The 21,578-nt window shown below is 41.2% G+C and carries 18 protein-coding genes and 1 pseudogene; 18 read left to right on the plus strand and 1 reads right to left on the minus strand.

The window, feature by feature from the left end; translation table 11 throughout:
• The first annotated feature begins 2 nt into the window (after positions 1-2).
• The 13 genes and pseudogenes from UB51_RS06745 (at position 3) to UB51_RS06800 (ending at position 15,545) form a co-directional block, all read left to right on the plus strand.
• The gene (locus UB51_RS06745) at positions 3-539 is read left to right on the plus strand and encodes an NAD(+) diphosphatase (protein WP_044876650.1); all 537 of its coding nucleotides are present in this window, start codon (positions 3-5) and stop codon (positions 537-539) included.
• 134 nt (positions 540-673) lie between these two features.
• Positions 674-847, plus strand: coding sequence for a DUF255 domain-containing protein (locus UB51_RS26910; RefSeq protein WP_234405634.1), 174 nt, complete (start codon positions 674-676; stop codon positions 845-847).
• Between the two features lie 187 nt (positions 848-1,034).
• Positions 1,035-2,675 (plus strand): helix-turn-helix domain-containing protein, encoded by a 1,641-nt coding sequence (locus UB51_RS06750; RefSeq protein ID WP_052675781.1) that lies wholly within the window; start codon positions 1,035-1,037, stop codon positions 2,673-2,675.
• Positions 2,676-2,803: 128 nt separating this feature from the next.
• Positions 2,804-3,775, plus strand: coding sequence for an ABC transporter substrate-binding protein (locus UB51_RS06755; RefSeq protein WP_044876651.1), 972 nt, complete (start codon positions 2,804-2,806; stop codon positions 3,773-3,775).
• A gap of 24 nt (positions 3,776-3,799) precedes the next feature.
• Positions 3,800-4,585, plus strand: a complete 786-nt coding sequence (locus UB51_RS06760; protein WP_044876652.1) for a hypothetical protein — start codon at positions 3,800-3,802, stop codon at positions 4,583-4,585.
• Positions 4,586-5,347: 762 nt separating this feature from the next.
• Positions 5,348-8,518, plus strand: coding sequence for a GNAT family N-acetyltransferase (locus UB51_RS06765; protein ID WP_044876653.1), 3,171 nt, complete (start codon positions 5,348-5,350; stop codon positions 8,516-8,518).
• Positions 8,505-9,380, plus strand: a complete 876-nt coding sequence (locus tag UB51_RS06770; RefSeq protein WP_044876654.1) for an amidohydrolase family protein — start codon at positions 8,505-8,507, stop codon at positions 9,378-9,380. Before UB51_RS06765 ends, UB51_RS06770 begins: the two co-directional genes overlap by 14 nt.
• Before the next feature lie 561 nt (positions 9,381-9,941).
• Positions 9,942-10,442 carry a hypothetical protein gene (locus UB51_RS26260; protein ID WP_052675782.1) on the plus strand — a complete coding sequence of 167 codons (501 nt, stop codon included), beginning with the start codon at positions 9,942-9,944 and terminating at the stop codon, positions 10,440-10,442.
• A 544-nt stretch (positions 10,443-10,986) separates the two neighbouring features.
• Positions 10,987-12,312 (plus strand): sensor histidine kinase, encoded by a 1,326-nt coding sequence (locus tag UB51_RS26265; protein WP_052675783.1) that lies wholly within the window; start codon positions 10,987-10,989, stop codon positions 12,310-12,312.
• Positions 12,309-13,046 (plus strand): response regulator transcription factor, encoded by a 738-nt coding sequence (locus UB51_RS06785; RefSeq protein WP_044876655.1) that lies wholly within the window; start codon positions 12,309-12,311, stop codon positions 13,044-13,046. The genes UB51_RS26265 and UB51_RS06785 overlap by 4 nt, the downstream gene beginning before the upstream one ends.
• A gap of 272 nt (positions 13,047-13,318) precedes the next feature.
• Positions 13,319-13,990: pseudogene (locus UB51_RS06790) on the plus strand (ABC transporter ATP-binding protein); the annotation flags it as partial.
• A 46-nt stretch (positions 13,991-14,036) separates the two neighbouring features.
• The gene (locus UB51_RS06795; protein WP_044876657.1) at positions 14,037-14,741 is read left to right on the plus strand and encodes an ABC transporter permease; all 705 of its coding nucleotides are present in this window, start codon (positions 14,037-14,039) and stop codon (positions 14,739-14,741) included.
• Between the two features lie 45 nt (positions 14,742-14,786).
• On the plus strand, positions 14,787-15,545 hold the full coding sequence (locus UB51_RS06800) for a DUF4097 family beta strand repeat-containing protein (RefSeq protein ID WP_044876658.1): 759 nt from the start codon (positions 14,787-14,789) through the stop codon (positions 15,543-15,545).
• 59 nt (positions 15,546-15,604) lie between these two features.
• Here the strand turns inward: UB51_RS06800 and UB51_RS06805 are convergent, their stop codons facing one another.
• Positions 15,605-16,411, minus strand: a complete 807-nt coding sequence (locus UB51_RS06805; protein ID WP_044876659.1) for a hypothetical protein — start codon at positions 16,409-16,411, stop codon at positions 15,605-15,607.
• Between the two features lie 148 nt (positions 16,412-16,559).
• Here UB51_RS06805 and UB51_RS26920 point away from each other — a divergent pair, with 148 nt between their 5' ends.
• The 5 genes from UB51_RS26920 (at position 16,560) to UB51_RS06830 (ending at position 21,560) form a co-directional block, all read left to right on the plus strand.
• Complete coding sequence (locus UB51_RS26920; protein WP_267884753.1) at positions 16,560-16,841, plus strand: YrpD family protein; 282 nt, start codon at positions 16,560-16,562, stop codon at positions 16,839-16,841.
• A 156-nt stretch (positions 16,842-16,997) separates the two neighbouring features.
• Positions 16,998-18,140, plus strand: a complete 1,143-nt coding sequence (locus UB51_RS06815) for a copper amine oxidase N-terminal domain-containing protein (protein ID WP_044876661.1) — start codon at positions 16,998-17,000, stop codon at positions 18,138-18,140.
• A 344-nt stretch (positions 18,141-18,484) separates the two neighbouring features.
• Complete coding sequence (locus UB51_RS26270; protein ID WP_052675784.1) at positions 18,485-19,069, plus strand: helix-turn-helix domain-containing protein; 585 nt, start codon at positions 18,485-18,487, stop codon at positions 19,067-19,069.
• A 52-nt stretch (positions 19,070-19,121) separates the two neighbouring features.
• A complete protein-coding gene (locus UB51_RS06825) occupies positions 19,122-19,862 on the plus strand; it encodes a hypothetical protein (RefSeq protein WP_052675785.1) in 741 nt (246 codons plus the stop codon).
• A 12-nt stretch (positions 19,863-19,874) separates the two neighbouring features.
• On the plus strand, positions 19,875-21,560 hold the full coding sequence (locus tag UB51_RS06830; protein ID WP_044876662.1) for a vWA domain-containing protein: 1,686 nt from the start codon (positions 19,875-19,877) through the stop codon (positions 21,558-21,560).
• Positions 21,561-21,578: the final 18 nt, after the last annotated feature.

The raw sequence follows: 21,578 nt of genomic DNA on the forward strand, positions 1-21,578 counted from the left end.
TGATGAAGTATTGTTATGCTTGTGGAACGGAATTACATTCCAAGGAATGTGAAGGAGAGGGCCTGATCCCGTATTGTGATTCATGTCAGGTGTTTCGCTTTCCTATCTTTAGTACGGCGATTAGTACAGCAGTGCTGAACAAAGAACGGAATAAGGTACTGTTGATAAGGCAATATAATATGAAGGATTACATCTTGTTGGCTGGTTACGTTAATCGCGGGGAATCAGCGGAAGAGACGCTGATCCGTGAGGTGAAGGAAGAGGTAGGACTGCATGTGGATGAATACAAGTACATGCGAAGCCTGTATTTCGAACGTTCCAATACGCTGATGTTAAATTACGTCTCTGTGGTATATGATGAGACACTTATGCAAATTAATCAGGAAGTTGAGCATGCTGAGTGGTTTACTTTTGATGAAGCCAGAAATGTTATTATGAAAGAAAGCTTGGCGGAGTCTTTTTTACTGACTATTCTTGAACAGGCTGAAGCAGATGACTTTGGGCGGCTAGACGGATTGATTAAAGAAAACATAAATTAAAGAAATTCTTTTTCAAACTAACCGGGTGCTTTAATTGAATAATATAGGACGATTTTATTGTGGTAAAGCTTAAATGTTGTTGTAGTAAATGAGGTTATATGTAATTTAAAAAGGGATAGATAAGGCAGGTTTATCTGCTTTATCTATCCTTTTCTTTTACTTTACATAATGCTCAACATAACCTAGTAGATTGGTATCCATGGGGAGAGGAGACCTTTGCGAAGGCAGTAGCAGAGAATAAGTCCGTGTTCTTATCTTGGACATGCTGTATAGTATCACGAGAAAGATTAGGTGCTGCTGGACTTTGAGCAGGGTACCTACATTGATAGGATGTCGTGTGAATCACTTTATAATGGTGGCTTCTGCTGTATGTATTGGCGGGAGTCTTTTTGTTCGCAAGAATGAGTTCAGCAACCATCACATTCACATGGAAATTGCGATGAGAAAAATTGTGAGCTAAAATGTTTTTAGCTAGTACGAGGGCGGTGAGATTGCTTGGTTGATATAGAAAAGAACTTTAAACATAAAGAATATGCATCACTCGAAGGTATGTGCTTCAAGCTTCGAGAAATTGAGCATATCAAGAACCAAGCAAATGATTGGGAATTAAGGCTTCAGTTTATCGAATCCCACATGATTCTTGTTGCGGCAAGCGGTCAAGGCTGGCTAACGATTGATGGGCAATTCACCGAACTTCGACAAGGCAGCGTTTACGTGTGTACGCCCGGTCAACTCGTCGAAGCAGCCGTGCACACCTTTGATGAACGGGGATTTTACCATATGCGATTCGATGTTATGGATGATGAGGGATCTTCAGTCCATTCGATGCAGATTATTAAGAGGAACAGCCCGTTTCCGGCAAAAGGGGAAGTTATCGTTACGTCTCCGGTTTCTGTTAATGCTTTGTGCGACACCATTTGCCAATACTTGCAGGACGAGGATCGTTTAAAACGGTTTCGCGGTCAAATTCTCTTTCAAGAACTGCTGCATACCATCCTGCAAGATGCCCATCTTGTACAAGAGAATGATTCGGAAACGGCCCTAGAATACGTTAAAGGCTATATCGAGCAGCATTTTCAACAAGAGCTGACGATCGATCATTTGGCCAAGGTGGCGGGAATCAGTACCCGTCATTTTATGCGATTATTTAAAAAAAGGTATGGCTGCAGCGCGATCGATTATTTGGCAGTTTTCCGAATTGAGCAGGCACAACAGCTGATGAGGTCGGGTGGGCAAAATCGTCTTCGGGATATTGCACGACATGTAGGTTACCATGATGATATTTATTTTCGGCGCAAATTTAAACAGGTATCGGGTGTGCCTCCAGCGGCATTTATGAAGAACAGCAGGAAAAAAATAGTCGCTTACGATTTCTCCAACATTGGACAACTTATTGCGCTTCAAATTAATCCTTGCGCCGCACCAGCCGATCACCCATGGACTGATTATTACAAGCGAAAGTATCAAATGGATTCCGTGCTGCCGCTAAGTTCAAATCAATGGATAAAGAGAGAAGAAATTCGACTTGCTGAACCCGATTTCATTATTGGTATCGACAATCTGGTACCTCCCGAGGAACAGGACATGCTGAGGGAAATCGCACCTACATTTTTTGTGCCCTGGGTGAAGAACGATTGGCGTATGCATTTGCGCTTAATTGGGCAATTTCTGGACAAGACAGTAGAAGCGGAGACTTGGCTTGGAAAATATGATCGAAAAGCCCTTTTTGTAAGAGAGCAGGTGAAACACGTATTCAAGGATGACAGTCTCCTCATTCTGAGAATCACCGGTGATCGTTACAATGTTTTGGGTAATAGAAGTCTGGGCACGGTGTTTTACGATGATCTGCATGTTGTGCCCGTGCGAGGCGTCGATCTTTTGAGGCCGGATCAGCAGGTAACGCCGGATCAGCTAGCGGATTTTGATCCGGATCGTTTATTGCTCATCGTAGATGAGGGCATTCTATCACAATTAAGCTGGCGAACACTCATGAACTCTAAGCTATGGAGTGATCTGAAAGCCGTCAGGAACAGCCGGGTGGACTTCCTCCCCTCATATCCTTGGGTAGAATATACGGCTTTCACCCATGAGCTTATGCTGGATGAAGTGTTAAAGATTTGGCGGGATCGTGCATAAAAAAATGTCGCTATCGTCAATATTTCCAAATTAAAAATTCATCTATACTCCTAATATATGATAATGATAATCAATTTTAATTAGAGGTTGTCATAAATAAATCAAATTATCGGGAGGATCATCAAAGAATGAAGCAGCAACGAAGTTTGATCACAGGGTTAATTATCGTATTGTTAGTCATGTTAAGTACTGCTTGTGGAACCGATAATGCCGGAAATACAGCTGGGAACTCTGGAAAAACGAGTGAAGGAGCAACTGCTGAACAGCGTGTTATTACAACTTTAAAGGGAGACATTAGTACTCCAACAGAGCCGAAGAGGGTCATTGGACTTTCGGTTGTCTACCCGGAGTTGTTATATGCACTTGGCGTTACACCTATTGCGGTGCAAAACTATCATCCGGATTTCCCATCCTATTTAAAGGAACCGTTTAAAGATACACTGAAGATGGGAGTTGCCCAAGTACCTAATTTTGAAGAAATTCTGGCTTCTGAGCCGGATTTAATTATTGCCCCTACGTGGTGGTCCGATAAAGATTATGCTCAGCTTTCCAAAATCGCACCAACTGTGCTTTTGCCGCAGCGGGATGATTGGCGTGATGAGTTACGGGATATTGGCGAGGTTCTAGGCAAAGTTGAACAGGCTAAAAAGGTCATTCAAGATTTGCAAACGAAAGAAGCTGAAGCCAAGGAGAAACTCCAATCTTTAGTTGGTGACGAGTCAGTCATGTACATGATGATTATGGCGAAGGAGATCGTTATTTACGGAGAAAATAGTGATCGGGGAAACTTCATCCATAAGAAGCTAGGTCTAAAGCCGATTAAAGATTATCCACAAGGTGAGTTAAGCCGTTCAATTTCATTGGAAAAAATACCGGAATATAATCCTGACCATATTATTTTGCAGTTAGATGATGAGTCCAGCGAAGAAGTTCGGAATAGATCTGAGGAAATGATGAATAGCTCTTTGTGGAAAAACATGACAGCCGTGAAGAAAAATCAGGTTCACATCATGGGAGGAAAGGAATGGTTTAGTCTTGGCATGTCTCCACTGGCAGACCTTAATGCTATTGACGACATTGTTCATGCTTTTGAAAAATAGACAATAATAATGGGAGGGTATGCAGTGGGCACAGTTGATTTTCAACAATTGGAAGAGAAATTTTTCCTTACTTTGAATAAGCTCGAAAACATCGTGCTTACCATCCCTGCATTGGATCTATTAAAAGTTGAAAATATGAAGCACTTAATCGACACATACGGCACGCTCATTAAAGCTAGAGAACGTTCTACAGCGGCAGCTTTTTTTATTAGCTGGTATGCTGGGGTATGCGGTGCGATGCAGTACATGCTGTATCGGGGCGACGAGTTGCTTTTGGATTTGTCATTATCTAATTTATCCGTACAATTATATGCAGGTGACCACTATCCGCTTTTTTCATTTAAAATCAACGAAGCGCGATTTAGCCAAGTTCCGATAATGGACCGTGATGATGGGTACAAGAAATCGCTTGATTCCTTTTACAGGGAACAGGTAACGCCTGTAATCCAAATTTTGTCCCAACTGGCCCAAATAAACGTTATTCCATTATGGGGACAGATCGTTAATGCGTTATATGCTCAAATGGAAGAAGAGTTGATCGAAGCATCTGATGAAAAAAGTAGAACCAGGATCATTTATTATTTCAAATTGCTCACACACGATGTCGATGCTAGTGCGTTCGCACTCCGGAAAAACCCGTTTGATATTAAACCAAACTTCATTCAACACCCCAATATCCCTGACCAAAAAATGCTAATGAAAACTGCTTGTTGCTTGGCTTATTGCTTGGATAGCGAATTTGGCTACTGCTACGCATGTCCACGATTAAAAGAAAAGGATCGGGCATTAATGAGAGCGAATGAACGTTAATTTATAGATTGAAGTTTGTAAGCTAACTCAGGGATTGAGGCGTGCCTGTTAGAAAAGGTGATTCACGCTAGTGGGATACACATAGAGTGTATGAGTCGGATACCCAGTACATTGAAGGTTTCTCCCCATACAAGATCCGGAAAGGATCTCTGCACCTTTTAGCAGAGGTCTATTTGTGTAGCAGCATGTGAAAATATCATTTATTAGAATCTATACAATTTTGCTTCTACTGGCTGCCTCCCCTAGGTAGGATTTTTTATTTTTAATTGATTAGTAGTTACTTAAATACTTCCATTTTATAGTATGATAAGACTATAGCTCATAGGGGTCTATCTGAAAAACATGAAAAAAGAATATAACCTATGGCATGAAATAGGAATTTATTTTTTTTGAGGAGGTTTAAAAATGAAGTTTTGTCTTAATCATAGTGACACTAATTTTATTGCGCTAGTCAATGCAGATAAATATAACACATTTGTAGATGAAGATTGGGAATTAGGATTGAATTGAAGAATGGGTTGTATAAGGTAGAAATTGTTCAATTTTATAATGCCGATAATGACGAACATATTGGTGGCGATAAAATAAATATGTTAATGAATTTTAATGAGATATCAAATTTTGGAGCTAATGCAGATAAAGTAATTTGGTGTAGCTATATTTAAATTAAGAGGGTACTGTGATATCACTGGTCTTTCGCCCCTCGGCCATCCAGAAACATTACGAATACATATTTTTAGATGATGATAAGGAGATGAGAGCATGACAACAAATACTACAGCGGAACAAATCCTCATTATCGAGTACGACCCTTCCTACGCTGGGGCGCTCGCTGATATGTGGAACCGCAGCAACGAAAGTTGGGGAGGCGGCACGAACCAGAGAACGGAGGACACTGTGCGCCGGGAGATGGAAATTTCGTCCAATCTCTATGCGTTTCTCGCCGTCGATGGCAAGGAGGTTGTCGGCTTTTGTAGTTTCGCGCACTACCGCCAAGACGAAGGGGCCTTGTATGTACCGCTGTTGAATGTGCGACCCGATTATCACGGCTACAAGGTCGGCCGCAATCTGATTTTGAACGCGGTTCGCAAAACAGTCGAAGCGGGTTGGCCGCGGCTCGATCTGTTCACATGGGCGGGCAACACCAAAGCTGTGCCGATGTACAAGAAATGCGGGTTCTTCTGGGAAAAAAATGATGATTCCGTCCACCTGATGAACTTCATTCCGACCATCTTGCAAACCGAAGCGCTCGCCCCTTATTTCGAGGAGCTGGATTGGTACGCAGACAGCACCCGCGAGCTCGTCATTGAGCCGGATGGTCGCCGGGAGCGCGGCTTCGATTTCTTTGATTACACCTGGGGTAAGGGAGATCTCTCCGTGCGAGCAGAATTCGAAAAGACCGGTCGTGGGCTAACCGCTCTCGACACGCCAGACTATGCAATCTCCACCGAGATCGACGATCATGATCTTGTGTTCGGTTCCGCCTACAAAGTTCGCTATCGCATCAAGAACTGCTCGGCTTCCGAACTGGCGATTGAGATCAAGGGCCAGGACGACAAGAGTATCCGTTTTGCTCTGGCTGCTGCACAAAAGATCGCTCCGGGAGAAACAGTCATTGTGGAGGGGGAATTCGAGCTTGACCCGGTCCGGGAGGAGCAGAATGACAAGAAGACCCATCCCGTTGTCATGAGCCAATGGGTTATTGGTGGCAAGCGGGCCGAATTCCGCATGGGCATCGCTCCGAAATTCCCGGTCAAGATGAAGATGGCGCTGCCAGCCAAGGCACTTTATCCGGGCATTCCGGCTGAGCTGTATCTGAACGTGGAGAACAATTTTGCCTCGGAAGCGGAGTTCGCTTTTGAATGGCCGGAGGATGAATGCGTGGAATGGGCCGAGCGTGCAGTACGCTTCACAGTTCCGGCTAAGGGCAAAGCATCTGTCCCGGTACCCTTCACCTTGCGGTCCTACGGACTTTACTCGCGTGAGGTTGAGGTGACGGCTGTTCCAGCCGAGAAGAAGGCAATTTCCTTCACAAGCAAGTTGTCTTTTCTGATGAAGGGAACTCAAGGTCGTTACGGAGGGGAAGACGGGGAACAGTGGGTCGCCGTGAACGGCGCATTCTCCCTCCATCTGGGCAAGCTCGATAATAACATGTGGATCGATTATCCTGGCTCCCACCACAGTTTCTGGTGGAACTATCCGAAGCTGGGTAAGCCGTTTGCGGAAGAATTCTCCAAGAAGCAGGCCAAAGAAGTGACGATCTACCCGGAAGGGGAGAGCCAGGTTCTCGAAGCCCTCTACGAATCGGAGGACTTTCCCGGCCTGCAGATGAAGTCGGTGGCTAAGCTGTTCGCAAGCGGCATCGTCGAATTTCATCACGAAATCTGTAACACCAGTAGCAAAGGGCTGGAAGAGAATGTGTATCTGCTGACGAATTTCGGTTTCTTCGGTAACCGGCTCATCCTGCCGTACCAGGGCCATTATGTGGATATGGGCGACGCTTACTCTGGCGATCCGGATCATTGGGACAGCGCCCAAATCACGGAGAACTGGCTGTTCTGCAAGGAAGAAAACGTCGCTTGCGGTATCTGCTGGGATCCTTCCTTGAAGCTGCTTCGCCCGGAATACCCGCTTGGGCTGGAGCATGATCTTGGCCGAATTTCCGCCGGAGCCGTCGTGCGGACGAAGCCGACCGTGTTTGCTCTGAACACCTTCGCCAAGTGGTGGGATTTCCGCTCCTTCGCCCGGAAACTGCGGAACCCGGTTGTACCGGTGCTGGACAATCATCTCGAACTGGCGCTTGGCGGCGGCAATCCGTTCGTGGCGGGGTCGCTGAATGCGGAGCTAATCGAACGAAAGATGGTTCCGCTCGCCGGGAGCCTCGAACTGTATGTGCAAAATGGTGGGGAACCGGAGCGGAAGGCCGCCGACATCGAGTTGCGCCGAGAGCAGGACCTGCACTCCGCGCACGTTGAGTTCTCTCCTGAGGAAAAGAAAGACCCGGATAACGGCGAATCCGGTTGGAAGATCCGGGCCGTCTATCGCGGTGAGGATCGGGTTCAGGAGCGGTCGGCTCTTTGGTTCCCTCGTACAGAAGCAAGTGTCATTTGTGAGATAGAGGAAGGTGCGGCAGGTCCCGTGTACACGGTGAGCAACGGAGTTCTCTCGATAGCGGCTGCCCCCGGCTTCGGCAGCGTCGTGCATTCCCTGAAGCACCAAGGCGAAGAATGGCTAGACAGCTCCTATCCGGAAGCGGTCCCGCGTTCCTGGTGGAATCCCTGGTATGGAGGACTCGGTGTGGACATCTCCGGCATGAGTGGCTTTAGCCGACAGCAGGAGCAGAGAAGTGCGACTTGGGCGGAGCGGAGTGATATGCACGGCAACATCTGGAAGGGACTCCGAATGACGACTGTCATCGAAAAGCAGGAAGCGAATCGGGGGATCACGATACACCAGCATTACCTTATGCTGCCCGGTGTCCCTGTTCTCTGTGTGCTGCATTCGGTGACCAACGAAAGTGGCATGGTTCTGCCGCATTATTCACTCACTGACGATAATTTCTTCAAGCCTTCACCTGTCTTCTCCGAAGGATGGATGGAAATCCCCGGAGAAGGAAAATTCCTTCTCGGAAAGCTGGAAGCCCATCTTCATTCCAAGGGACTCTTGCGAATCGGTGCGGTTTCTCGTCAGAACATGCTGCATGTAGTGAATAGTTGTCACAATCAGAGCGCTTCGGCGTATGTGAACAACAAAGTGTTCAGTCAAGATGTGCATCACCATCTTTCACTTCTGAATGGGGAAACCGTCTGGACACAGCAGACCTTTCTGATCTTGGGTCGAATGGCTCTGAATCCGGAGGATGTTCGTGACCTTCTGAAGCTTACCTTTGCCAGCCCTACCGACAAAAAGGAGACCTTATATGCCGATCATTGACATTCATATTCATCTGTCGGACATCGACAGCTTTCATCAAACAGCGATTGATCATTCCAAAGTCGATTACACCGCCGCCGGCCTCAAGGCGGAGTTTGACAAGAACGACGTCATTCTCGGCATTGGAATGGGCGTCACGGAGCAGACGAAGGGAGCTTTTCCCGATTCCAGTTCACCCAATCCGATGGGCCTTGACTTGGAAGACAGCGTTCCGCCGTTCTTAATGGAATGCGTCGGCATCAATCCGAACATGCTCACCGGCAAACATGCTCTGGAGGAGCTGGACCGGATCGAAGCGCGGCTGCAAGCTCCCGAGGTGGCGGGAATCAAGCTGTATGCCGGGTACTATCATCATTACGTCCATGACAAAATCTACACACCGATATATGAGTTGGCTGCCAAGTACGGCATGCCCGTGGTGATTCATACCGGCGATACTTACTCGATGAACGGATTGCTTAAGTATTCGCATCCGCTTACCGTAGATGAATTGGCTTACCAGCAGCGCGGCGTGAACTTCATGATCTGCCATCTGGGCGATCCCTGGGTGATGGACGCCGCCGAAGTGGTGGCCAAGAACCCTAACGTCTACGCTGATTTGTCCGGCCTTGTCGTCGGTGATCGGCCCCATTTTGAACGGTTCATGAACGAACCGCTGTTCATGGACCATTTTCGCCGGGCGCTGGTGTACAGTGATCATTACGAGAAAATGTTGTTCGGAACCGACTGGCCGCTCGCGCCGATCGACCTGTATGCGGAATTCGTCCGCCGTCTCGTGCCGGAGCAGCATCATGAGAAGGTGTTCTACCAGAATGCCTTTGGGCTGTTTCCGCGCATCCGGCAGCGGATCGCGGCGCTTTGAGACCATCGGCGACAGCACAGCTAGCGCAATAAAGCGCAAGAGAATGAATCATAAGAAAACAAGCCATCCCCGTAGATAAAGCGAAGGGGATGGCTTGTTTTTTGGTCAAAGTATAACAGCTTATAAGGCTTGCAAAGTCGATATAATTGCAACACTTGCCCATTTGTAGTAATAGCAATAAGCTTTATTTCCGTTGGATTTCGCTCCGAGCCGACTTGATGGGAGTTACACGACAAGCCGCTAATGTATGTGTTGGAAGATTGTTGGAAATTACGATGGAAGATGGTTCATAGCTTATAGAACGTAGTTGGAAAGGACACGGATCCAGCAAGCGCTCTATCTATTGTGTCCACAAGGCTTGTGGTGTGTTTATGGGGAAAGAATTGGTGATGCGACGTGGACTAATGTCAAATCTACTATACAACGATGGCATCGGGTTTGAATTCTTTCATATCAATATCTATGTTATAATTTTCCTGTTGATTTTCATATTAAACTAACAATAGGTCCCATGAAGCTGGTATTTAGGATGGTCGATAACAATTTAAGGAGTTGTTTATTTTGAATAGAAGATTTAAGGGGATTTATTTGGCTATGGTATTGATATTATCTTTGTCCTTAGTGTCTTGTTCCAATAACGATGGGTCGAAAGTTGCTAGTGTGCAAGAAATAGAAGGTTTAGGAACATCTATACTTCCAACAGACTCGCAAGTTGATGCCCAAGAAATAAAAGATGATAAGACTATTTCCTCTAACAATGGTTCATTCATAAACAGTCAACAATTGGGAACTACTGCATTTGAGAATTCATTCGGATGTTCTCCAGGTAATGGTAAAACCTTAAATGTATATGTTAAAAATAACAATAAGTCTGGAACCGTAATATTCAAAGTACTTAAGGATAACCAAGACTTTGAATATGTTGATGTTAGCGCTAGTAAAGGCGTATCAAGAACATTTACAATGACTGATGGCAGTGGTATGTCTGGGGATTGGAAAGTCTATGTAACTACTAGGGATGGACACTCTATCGACATAAATGTAAAAGCTGGACAATACTAGATAAATAAATAACTGTTAGTAAGGGGCTATATCAAAATGAGGCATCCCCTGCGGTTGAGCTAATTGTGGTTCTGTCGAAATAAGCCTATTTTCTTATCTATCGGCTATTCAACCTGTCATTGGTGGGATGTTCGCGTGAATCAATTATTAAAGAAGCTTCCCCCGTACTTGAGCCGGGGGAGCTTCTGTGTTTAACTTTTTTTTAGTTTTCGTACCACTGTTGTTAAAAAAAGTTTAATGTTAGACTGAGGAGTGTTATTAAGCCAACGGGAAAATTAGTGGCAAAGGGTAATTCCCTTTGCGTGAAGAATAGCTAATTAATAACACTATTAAAGTTTAAAAAATTAGCTGGTATAAGTAAGCCATCAATAAAACATATAGGGAGTAAACGATGTCTACATTATAAAGACTGTTTTGCCCGAATAACTAGTGATAAGTCATTTGAGACTATATGATATAAATGGTTATATGCATAGTGATAGATTTATAAGAAAGGCTCAATAAATATCTACTTTAACTGGATTAATGGCTGGTGGTGTAAAGAATGTTTCATATCATTATGGTTATTCAAATATTTAGCTTCTTTTGTATTTTTCAATCCATTTCACGTTATCCATTTACAATCAGAGAAATAACAATTTGGTTAGTGGTATTTCTAATGATTGGATGGGTTTCCACTTATTTTATCGGCGTATGGGGGGCCGTTACGCTATTTGGTTGTTTTATTGGCATATCCTACTATAAAAATCATAAGACTTTGACCGCTTTAGGTGTGTTTTACGGTGCCTATGCTTTGGTCATGAATTCATTTTTAGGTTATCTCGCAGCAGATCCGATGACATGGTTCGTTGAATTCATCTTTAGACAATCATCAGCCAATATTGAATATCTTCCGTATCTTTTTACGGCTATGGCACCGCCTATCATCAATGAAATCGGGCTTAGAGGTGTACGTCACTATTTTCCGCAGCTCAACAAGGATCTCATACAGGAATCCAGTAAAGTCATTCTTTTTCCGGTGATTGTTCTATTCATAATCATTATAGTTTCGGTCTATCCGATTCTATCTATTGGCAATCGAACGGGGGATTATAGTTCCTTCCATAGAACAATACTTTTAGGCATGTGGTTGCTATTTATTATTGCTTTGTTATATATGCAGTTTCAATACAATCATATTCGAAAAAGGGAAATTGAAAAGGCCAAAAGTGAGCAATTGGAGCAATTAAAGGATTACGCAGCACAGCTCGAAAAAATCTATGATGAATTCAGGGGTTTTCGTCATGACTATGCGAATATCCTATTGACGCTGGAGGATGGGATCTATAGGGAAGATTGGGATCAAGTCAAACACGTCTATGAAAACACGGTTAAGCCGACGGGGCAATTGATGCGGAAGAATGAATACAGCTTTGTGAAACTAAGGAACCTTCATGTCTCAGAGGTTAAAAGTATCTTGGCAGCCAAAATCATTATGGCTCAACAAATGAAAATAGATGTTACGTTAGAAATCGAAGAACCGATTCATGCGATTCAGATGGAATTGATTTCTTTTACCCGGATTCTTTCTATTTTATTAGATAATGCGATTGAAGCAGCGGCGAAGACGGAAGAACCCAAGCTTTGGATTGTGTTATTGGAAGATGCTATGGTTCAACGAATTATAATAGAAAACAGTAACGAAGAGAAAGTCAATTTACGGAGGCTGGAAGAACGCGGATACTCCTCCAAAGGTAAGGGACGTGGCCTTGGTTTATATAATGTACAGCAAATCTTAAAAGAAAATAAATATGCTTCACTAGAAACAGAAGCCCACTCTCATCTATTCTCACAAACGCTAATCTTAAGAAAGACTGGAGAACGGGAATGAATATTTTTATATTAGAGGATCATTTGATCCAGCAGCAACGTTTAGAACGAATCATTAAAACATTGTCGTTAAAGCATCAGATTCGTTACCGAAATCTAATTTCGACCGCCAAACCTGACCATTTATTATCGCAAATTGAACAAGTGGCCAATCATCAATTGTACTTTCTGGACTTGGAGATCAAAAACGAGAAGCATACGGGGCTCGCTGTGGCGAAGGAGATCAGAAAAAAAGATCCCTATGGCACGATTGTTTTTGTCACCACACATTCCGAGTTAGCACCCAAAACCTTTGCCTATCGGGTGGCTGCTTTAGATTTTATTGAAAAGGATTTACCAGAAGAAGAATTTATTCAAAAAGTTGAAGCGTGTCTATTAATTGCCGATGAGCGCAGAACCATTCCGGTAAGTCCCGATCTTTTTTCTTTTGAGAATAAATACACCAGCTTTCAAATTCCCTTTTCAGATATTCTGTATTTCGAGACCATTGAAATCGCACATAAAATAAGATTAATTACGAAATCTAAAGTACTTGATTTTTATGCCGAATTGCATGAAATTGCGGAATCTGATGAACGCCTCTTCCGTTGCCATCGCGCATTTGTTGTGAATTTAGCCAATATTAGATCCATAGATAAAAAGAACAAGCTTGTCTTGTTCGACCATGATGAAAGTTGTTCCGTGTCAAGAAGACTGCAAAAGGAAACCATTGAAAAGATGGAAGCATTAAGATGAAAAGAGTTTCCTAATGATCGTTCCTGAGAATTTAGGGTATACATGTTACATATGAAGTGCTAGTAGCTATGTCTTCCATGGCTGCTGGCGCTTCTTTTTTTTGGCTCAAAAGAGTACCGTTTATGAAGGTTAAAGGACTGTTGGTGATATTGCTATCTGGAATCTAACTCAAAAGCCTTATGCTAGGAATGCAGCAGGAGGCAAGGCCACACTTAATAGGTTAAGTGGTCTGCAATTGCCAAAACTAGAGCGGAAATAAGGAGCGAACAGTCATGGAAACAATGATCCAAATCAATCAATTATCCAAAGCCTATAAAGGTACCGAAATCGTGTCGAATGTCACCATGCATATTGAAAAAGGGGAGATTTACGGGTTCTTAGGACCGAATGGTGCAGGGAAGACCACAATCATGAAGATGATTCTGAATTTGGTGAAGCCCACATCAGGTGAGATCCGGATCAGCAATCAACTTGTATCCCATACGTCTTATCAATATTTAGAAAATATCGGCAGTATCATTGAATACCCCGTTTTTTATGAGCGCCTAACCGCTGTTGAAAACTTAAAGCTTCATTGTAAATACGTTGGGTATGCTGGTGAGAATCGAATTCAAGAAGTGTTAGAAACCGTGGGCTTAAAAGGCGTGGAACATAAAAAAGTGCATGAATTTTCATTAGGCATGAAACAACGTTTGGGAATTGCCAGAGCCATTATGACCAAGCCGCCCCTTTTGATTTTGGATGAGCCGATTAATGGGCTGGACCCGGTAGGAATTAAAGATATTCGAATGCTGTTACTGAAGCTAAAGAATGAGTACGGTGTAACGATTTTAGTATCCAGCCATATTGTTTCGGAGATTGAATCGATTGCGGATACGATCGGCATTATCCATCATGGAACCTTATTGAAGGAAGTGAAGATGGCTGAAATCCGAAAAGAAAGTAATTTAGAAGAGTACTTCCTAAATATTATTCAAGGAGGCAGACAACATGTTTAAACTAATAAAAATAGAATGGAATAAAAATAACCTAGCAGGATATGGGATAAAGGCTCTGATTTGTATGGTTTTTATTTTTGGAATGGTGGGAGGAATGGCTTTAATGTCAAATGCTCAAAATGAACCTATGTTTTTAGATTTTACAGCCTTTATGTCACTGGCCAATATCTTTATTCGTATTACCTTTGTCGTTTTTTCAGCCATCATTATTTCTAGGTTAGTGATTGATGAATATAAGAATAAAACCATTCAATTGCTATTTACTTATCCCATACAACGCAAAAAAGTGATTCAAGCAAAGTTAATGATTGTTCTTGGTTTCTGTTTCTTCAGTGTCGTGATTTCCACCTTAATCATTGAAGTATTGACAATCTTATTAAATCCGTCAGTTCATTTTTTCGAAACGCCAGCGTCGATGGGAGAATTGTTGGTTACTATTCCATCCATCTTAATCGCTTCAGCTATGACAGCTGGCTTAAGTCTTATTCCTTTGTCTTTCGGCATGCGTAAAAAGTCTACTGCCACAACAATTACGAGTTCAGTGATCATAGGAACACTGCTAAATGCTACGGTTTCTGATGGAAGCAGTTCAGTAACTATGTTTCAATTTATAGTCGTACCTACAGTTTTCTGTTTGTTTGGTCTAGCTGTAGCTTATCTATCGTATCGAAAAATTGACAGAATAGATGTTGCATAATCAATTAAACTTCTACAAATTTTTAACTAGAAAAGAGAGGTAATCATGAAAACAAATAAGTGGATTTGGCTAGTTATGATAGTTGGTTTGGTGGGAGTACTTTTTATGACTTCGCAATTTGGATCTAAAAAGTTGGAGATAACAGAACACATCTCATCGGAAGAAGTTCAAAGCATTGAAATCATGAATGATTCATGGGATATTGAAGTGAAAGAATCAATAGACAATCAGGTTTATGTAGACATTACGGGCAAGCAGAAGGATAAGAAGAAAGCTCCTGTTGTAGTGACTCATAAAGATAATCAATTAATCATTCAACAACATAAACAAATTGGTGGGGCCTTCTCGGCCTTTACTTTTGAGAAAGAGGGAACCATCACGATTTTAATTCCAAAAAATACAGTAGAACAAGTTACATTGATAAATAATGAAGGAGATCTCAATATTCAAACGTTAGCAACCCAAAAGCTAACGCTTCAAAATCAAGCGGGTAATGTAAAATTCAATCAAGTTGAAGCATCAGTTTTGAATGTTTTTTCTAAAAATGGCGAAATAGTTATAAAGAGGGTAGATGAAAAAGGTGAAATGAACGTTGAAACAGAAACGGGTGATATTCAAGTTGCTTATCAAAATGCGCCATCCAGCTTGAAAGTAGCAGTGGAAAATGCTAAAGGAGATACAACGGTTAACTTGGCGAATCTCTCAACTACGAAAAATACAGACGCGGAAGTACATGGAACCATTGGCGCTGGGGAGAATTCATTACATGTCAAAAGTTATTCTGGAAGCATTGGTATTAAATAAAAGAGAGACTGCTCAGAAGTCACCAAAAGCGACATAAGGCAGTCCCCAAACTCTAGAAACTAGTCTATAATTTTTTGTAAGCTTTCTGCTCTTTGTTTAACATCATTAATGGCTGTTTTGATATTACTAGTAAGATTCTCTATTTCTGCACTTAAATCATTAAGTTCACTTACAGCAAAAATATTTGCTTCCAATACAAGAGAATTTGAAGATACAATCAAGGATTTTTGACTATCTATATACGATTTTTTTGTATCCAGTGCTTCCTTATATTTTTTCAAAGATTCAGTATAGGCGTTGTGTTGATTTGAATATTGAGCTGGTGGTTCTAATCCCTCCAAATCAATAATGTCCGTATTTGCACTAGCACTTAGGTCTTCTAATTCTTTAGTGGTTTCATTCACATCCTCAAAAGTATTCATCAATACTACAAATTTATTAGACTTGCTCATTAAGTTTTCATTAACTTTCACATGATAATTCAGAATGTTTAGTGTAGAATCATCTAATTTATTTAAATAATCTATCTGCTTGCTAAACAATTTTAATTTTTCGTCAGAATATTCTTTTAAAAGTAGCACATCTTTTGACAATTTAGACAATGTCTCTGTTCCTTCATTCAATTCTGAAAGTTTTGAATGAGCTTCAATTTTATAAATGTTATTTTCTTTGATTTTAGAAATATAGCTCTCATATTCCTTACTATTTCCATCTTTTAGCTTCTCAATATCTGTACTAAATTTAGAAAAGTTTTTAGCCTCAAAGGCTTTATCTGCATCTGATGTTACCTCTTGAATATTGATAGAACTACAGGCTGTTAATAAAACAAAAACAAGCCCTAATAATATGCTCTTCGATGATTTCATGATTATCCCCCATCTGTAATATATTCGATCATTTTACCAATAGATGAAATATATAACAATGAAGATAATGGGAAATATTAAACCTCCTGATTAAAAATAGATTAATGTCGAATGCATAGTTTTCCTGCGATTACCCAAGAAATTAAAAATAACTGGACAAGCTATTGGTGCAGATGCAGGCTGTTATGACTCTACTAATACAAATTTGATAAATATTTTAGAGGTGAACAACCGAAATATTACTGTGATGGAGTACTTTAAATTACTAGCTACAATCGCTGGTAATGATGCAACGATAACCGGCAATCTTCGATCAACCTTTAGTGATGTAACCTTGGATGGAGTAGCTAAAACTCCAGTGAAAGACGCGGTGGATTACGCTACAATATCGATAAGTGGAAATAGTGCGACTATCATTGTAAAAAAGTAAATAGAGTGTTTGCCGCCTTCAAAGCCGCACTTGCTTAATATGCAAAGTGTGGTCTTTATTTTTTGCTGAATTTATTGATTTTTATAACTTTTTGTAAATAATAATCGTTTAATATGTGAAGATAAATTTTATTGGATATGAAGGAGGAGGATGTAAATGAATAGAAAGAAAAATATCTTATGTTTAATGGCGTTCACTTTATTGCTGCTTCAATTCCCTTTTAAAACTGACGCAGCAAGCTCATCCGTTAAGGCGATAGTCGAGTTGGGGGAATCTAAACGACTATCTGAATTAAAAGATCCACTAATTATCACTGATGGAAGAGTATTGGTTCCGATTCGTGAAGTTGGAGATTTATTAAGTTTAAAGGTATTCTGGGATCAGAAAACAAAAACTGCAGAACTGTATGGTGTAAAAAAGGAAATTAGTTTGAAATTAGGTAGCAAAACCGCTTATGTTAATAAGAAAAATGTTACACTTGATGTTCCAGCAAAAGTGGTCAATGGTAAGACATACATTCCGCTAAGATTTGTGGCTGAATCTTTAAATGAGAAAGTACAGTGGGATTCAAAGGGAAAAGTGCTATCTATCCCTAACACCTATGCCATGGGAATGGATGGAAATATTACATTTTGGTTGAATAGAAAGAGTGGAGAGCTTTATCAGGGCATAGGAAAAGAAGCCGCTTCTAAAATTGGGGAATTAGAAATAAGAGTAGAGGAATTAAGAAAACTAAAAGTAGAGCGTTTATCTGATACAACATTTTATATCAAATTATACGAAGCAGTGGGAACATCAGCGGTTGTTAAAAGATCTGGACAAGTATTTGTAGTAAATGGAAAGGTATCTAAAGAAGCACAATATTCTTTTTTGGGATATTACCCTGACACGAATATAGAACAGTCTCAAGGCAATGTATTGCTGACGGACGGTAAGAAAGCGGAATTTTGGAATAGCAAGGGCAATGTTGTATTTTCTTATGATTTGACAGAACTTGTTGGAAAAGATGAGATTTATATGATTGAACATCACGCAAAAGAGTATATGGTATTGAGGGAATACACGACACAGCATCTTATTCTTTATGATTTTATAAAGAAGAAGGCTATTTATGTTCATGAGGTAATTTCATTAACACCATATGAACAACAATATTTAAAGGAAATTGCACTGGACAGAATGGGTGATCAAGATCCGGAACACATTATTCATTTTGTTAAAGAGGATAAAGGTGTTTTGATGTTTGAATATAAAAGCAAAGAAACAGAAAAAATCAATACTTACAAATACAAATTATAGATGAAAAATGGTCGTAGAATCTGTTAATAACCTACTGTCTTATCTTATGAAATACGTCTGTTGCAATATAGGAAGTTATGATACTAAAAGGTAACGGAAGCACCGTCCACTAATCGCGTAATTGTGGTTTTTGAACGGTGCTTTTTTTGTTTTATTTTGGAAAGGGGGAAAGGCATGGTTCCTGTTAAAATAAATTGTAAAACAATGTGGTATCCACCTTCTATTCCTTATTTTGTACTTACCTATGGGACATGGGATTAAATGTTTTAATTGTCACGATTCCGTGACAATGGTATTATTTTCATATTAAGATACCATTACTTGGAACATGGATGGAGGAATTTATGGGGCATCTATTGTGTTTTCAGGTCATTTTATCGAATGGGGAAAGACTGTGGCCCGCATCTATTTTTCCTGCCCGGGACGAGATCATGCCGTTAAAGGATTTACAAATGGTTCGTAAACTGCTGGAACGAGATGGAAAAGTAATCATTTCTGTTATTGCTTACGATGTTCAAGGGGAAAGGTTGCAAGGGCATAGACAGGTATTTGCGAAAGATGAGCTCTCTATGATTCAAGGTCCCATTTCATCTTTTCCTCCGTATGGCATCAGCGTCAATGAAGTATTCGGTTTATCTGAAGCGGCTCGACTGTGGGGAATTGAAGGCGGGGGAGCGACAATTCGTAAAGCTCTAGAGCGCGGTGAGTTTAGTCCAAGTGAGATTCGTAAATCGGATGGGATATTGCTTGTTACTTTTTCTGGAATGCAACGTAGATACAATGCAGTGATGAAAAACCAGTGGATGGAGATACATACTTATTTCGTTCAAGAAGGAGTAATCCTAGATGTACCTGAGAACCTTCATAGATCATATAACAACTCATTATCGACCATTTCACGACGCCATCGCAAGGCATCAGAAATCTAATACACCCGCGTTCATTTTAACTTGTCCTGTAATATTTGCAGAGGAGGATTGAATGTTGTCTAGCACAAATATGATCAAATTATTAGGTCTTATGCTTATCGTAGCTGTAGTTAACATCCTCGTACTCTCACCTGGGTTCATAGGCGTACAAATCGGAACAAGCGCCCTCTCAACAGCAACGGGTGTTACATTACTATTTGCCAGCGTATGGGCTCTTGTAACCGGAATCTATCAGCTATTGTTCAAGAAACCCGTTATTATTCCTGTGAAAGAAATCAAAACGTACGAAGAATATGTCGAAAATCTATCTCGATATCGATATGTAAAAGGAATTGAAAGCGATATAAGTTTGGCCTTAGAACAAATGGAACGAATGCAAAAGAGGAAGAGTACCTTGATCCAAGTTCTGAAGCAGCGATTTGAAGAGACAGAGATGAGTTTTAAGAAGTTCGCATCCGTATCCCAAGAAGTTGAGAATCTATTCTACCAGAACATCAGGAGTATATTGAACATCCTTTGTGTCTTTGACGGAACCGAGTTCGATCGTGTTATCCATCGCAAGTCATCCGGTTTTTCCACAGAACTTCTCCAGAAAAAAGCAAAAGTATATAACGACTACCTCTCATCCGTGAAAAGCTCACTTTCGAATAATGAGGAAATTTTATTAAAGCTCGATAGACTTCTATTAGAGATATCCAGCTTAGACAATATTGAACCCGGTGATATTGAACAACTATCTTGCATGCAGGAATTGGACGCATTAATCAAGCAAACCAAATACTATAAATCGTGAGAGGTGCAGCGAATGACTGGAAAGAGTAAGTTTCTATTATCTGTCTTTATTTTGGTTGTCGTATTTATCCTTATCTATCTAGGGGTGAACTTTACCTCGAACTTGGGGAAAACAAAATCGCAGGTTACTACAGAAGACGCAGGGAAGCAGCTTAACAAGCTTTACTCTAACATATCCGTGACGACCGAAACGCCTGTAAAAGGTCAGATCGATATTAATCCAGCGGATGTTGGCGAGACATTGCCGGATATATCGAAGTTTCCCATCACAGTGAATAACACGACCAATCAATTTGTGGAGATATTCTCTTCAACGGAGAAGTCTGGAACAGGAATGGATAGTTGGCTAGCGGATGTTGCAACAGAATTTAATAATGCGAATATCCAAGTGAATGGGAAGTCTGCTTCCGTTAAAATTCGTAATATTGCCTCCGGTACGGCTGCTGATTATATTAAATCCGGTAAATATATACCTGATGCCTATACACCTTCGAACGAGTTATGGGGCGAAATGGTAAAGGCGAGCGGGGTTAAAACACAGCTTGTATCCAAGCGACTTGTAGGAAACGTTCCTGGTATTGTTATTTCGAAATCCAAACACGATGCATTAGTAGCTTCTTACGGATCTGTAAATGTCAAAACCGTGACGGAAGCGATCGCAAATAATGAGTTCAGCATGGGCTATACGGATCCTTTTGCAAGCTCAACAGGCTTAAACTTCCTAGTGACGGCGCTCAGTACGTTTGACAGTTCGAATATTCTTAGTGATAAAGCCGTTCAAGGATTTGAGAAATTCCAAGCGAATGTCCCTTTTCTTGCTTCGACAACGATTCAAATGCGCGATGCAGCTAAATCGGGTATGTTAGATGGATTTGTGTTGGAATATCAAACCTATCTCAACACGGCTGACTTAAAAAGCGGGTACATATTTAGCCCCTTTGGTATGAGACACGACAGTCCACTGTATGCACTAGGTGATCTCCCGAAGGACAAATTAGATGTGATTAAGAAATTTACTGAATTTGTGACGCAAGATAAATATCAAAAAATGGCTCAAGAAAAAGGATTTAATGAGCTAAACGACTATAAATCTGAACTCGCTGTCGTGGACGGTGGCCTTCTTTCATCCGCACAGAGAATATGGAAAGAAAAGAAAAACGGAAGTAAACCGATTGCAGCTGTTTTTGTAACAGATGTTTCAGGCAGTATGGCGGGTGAACCCATAAATCGTTTAAAAGAATCGTTGCTTAAAGGACAAAAATATTTGGGGAAAGACAATAGCATCGGTCTTGTGTCTTACTCCAATGATGTAACCATTAATTTACCGATTCAAAAGTACGACACGACACAGCAATCCATGTTCGTTGGTGCTGTAAATAGCCTACAAGCGGATGGAGGTACGGCCACATTTGACGGCATTATTGTTGCATTAAAAATGCTTCAAGATGAGAAAGCCGTCAATCCATCGATGAAGCCAATGATTTTCGTTCTGAGTGATGGCGAGACCAATCTTGGTTACTCCCTCAAAGATATCAAAGATCTCGTCGCAACCTACAAAGTTCCGATTTACACCATCGGCTATAATGCAGATATTGAAGCGTTGCAGAGCATCTCGAGTATTAATGAAGCAGCAAGTATTAATGCAGATACAGATGATGTTGTCTATAAAATAGCGAACTTGTTTAACGTCCAAATGTAACTCTAATCTAAAGGAGGA

The organism is Paenibacillus sp. IHBB 10380 (genome assembly GCF_000949425.1).
Classification (GTDB): domain Bacteria; phylum Bacillota; class Bacilli; order Paenibacillales; family Paenibacillaceae; genus Paenibacillus_AQ.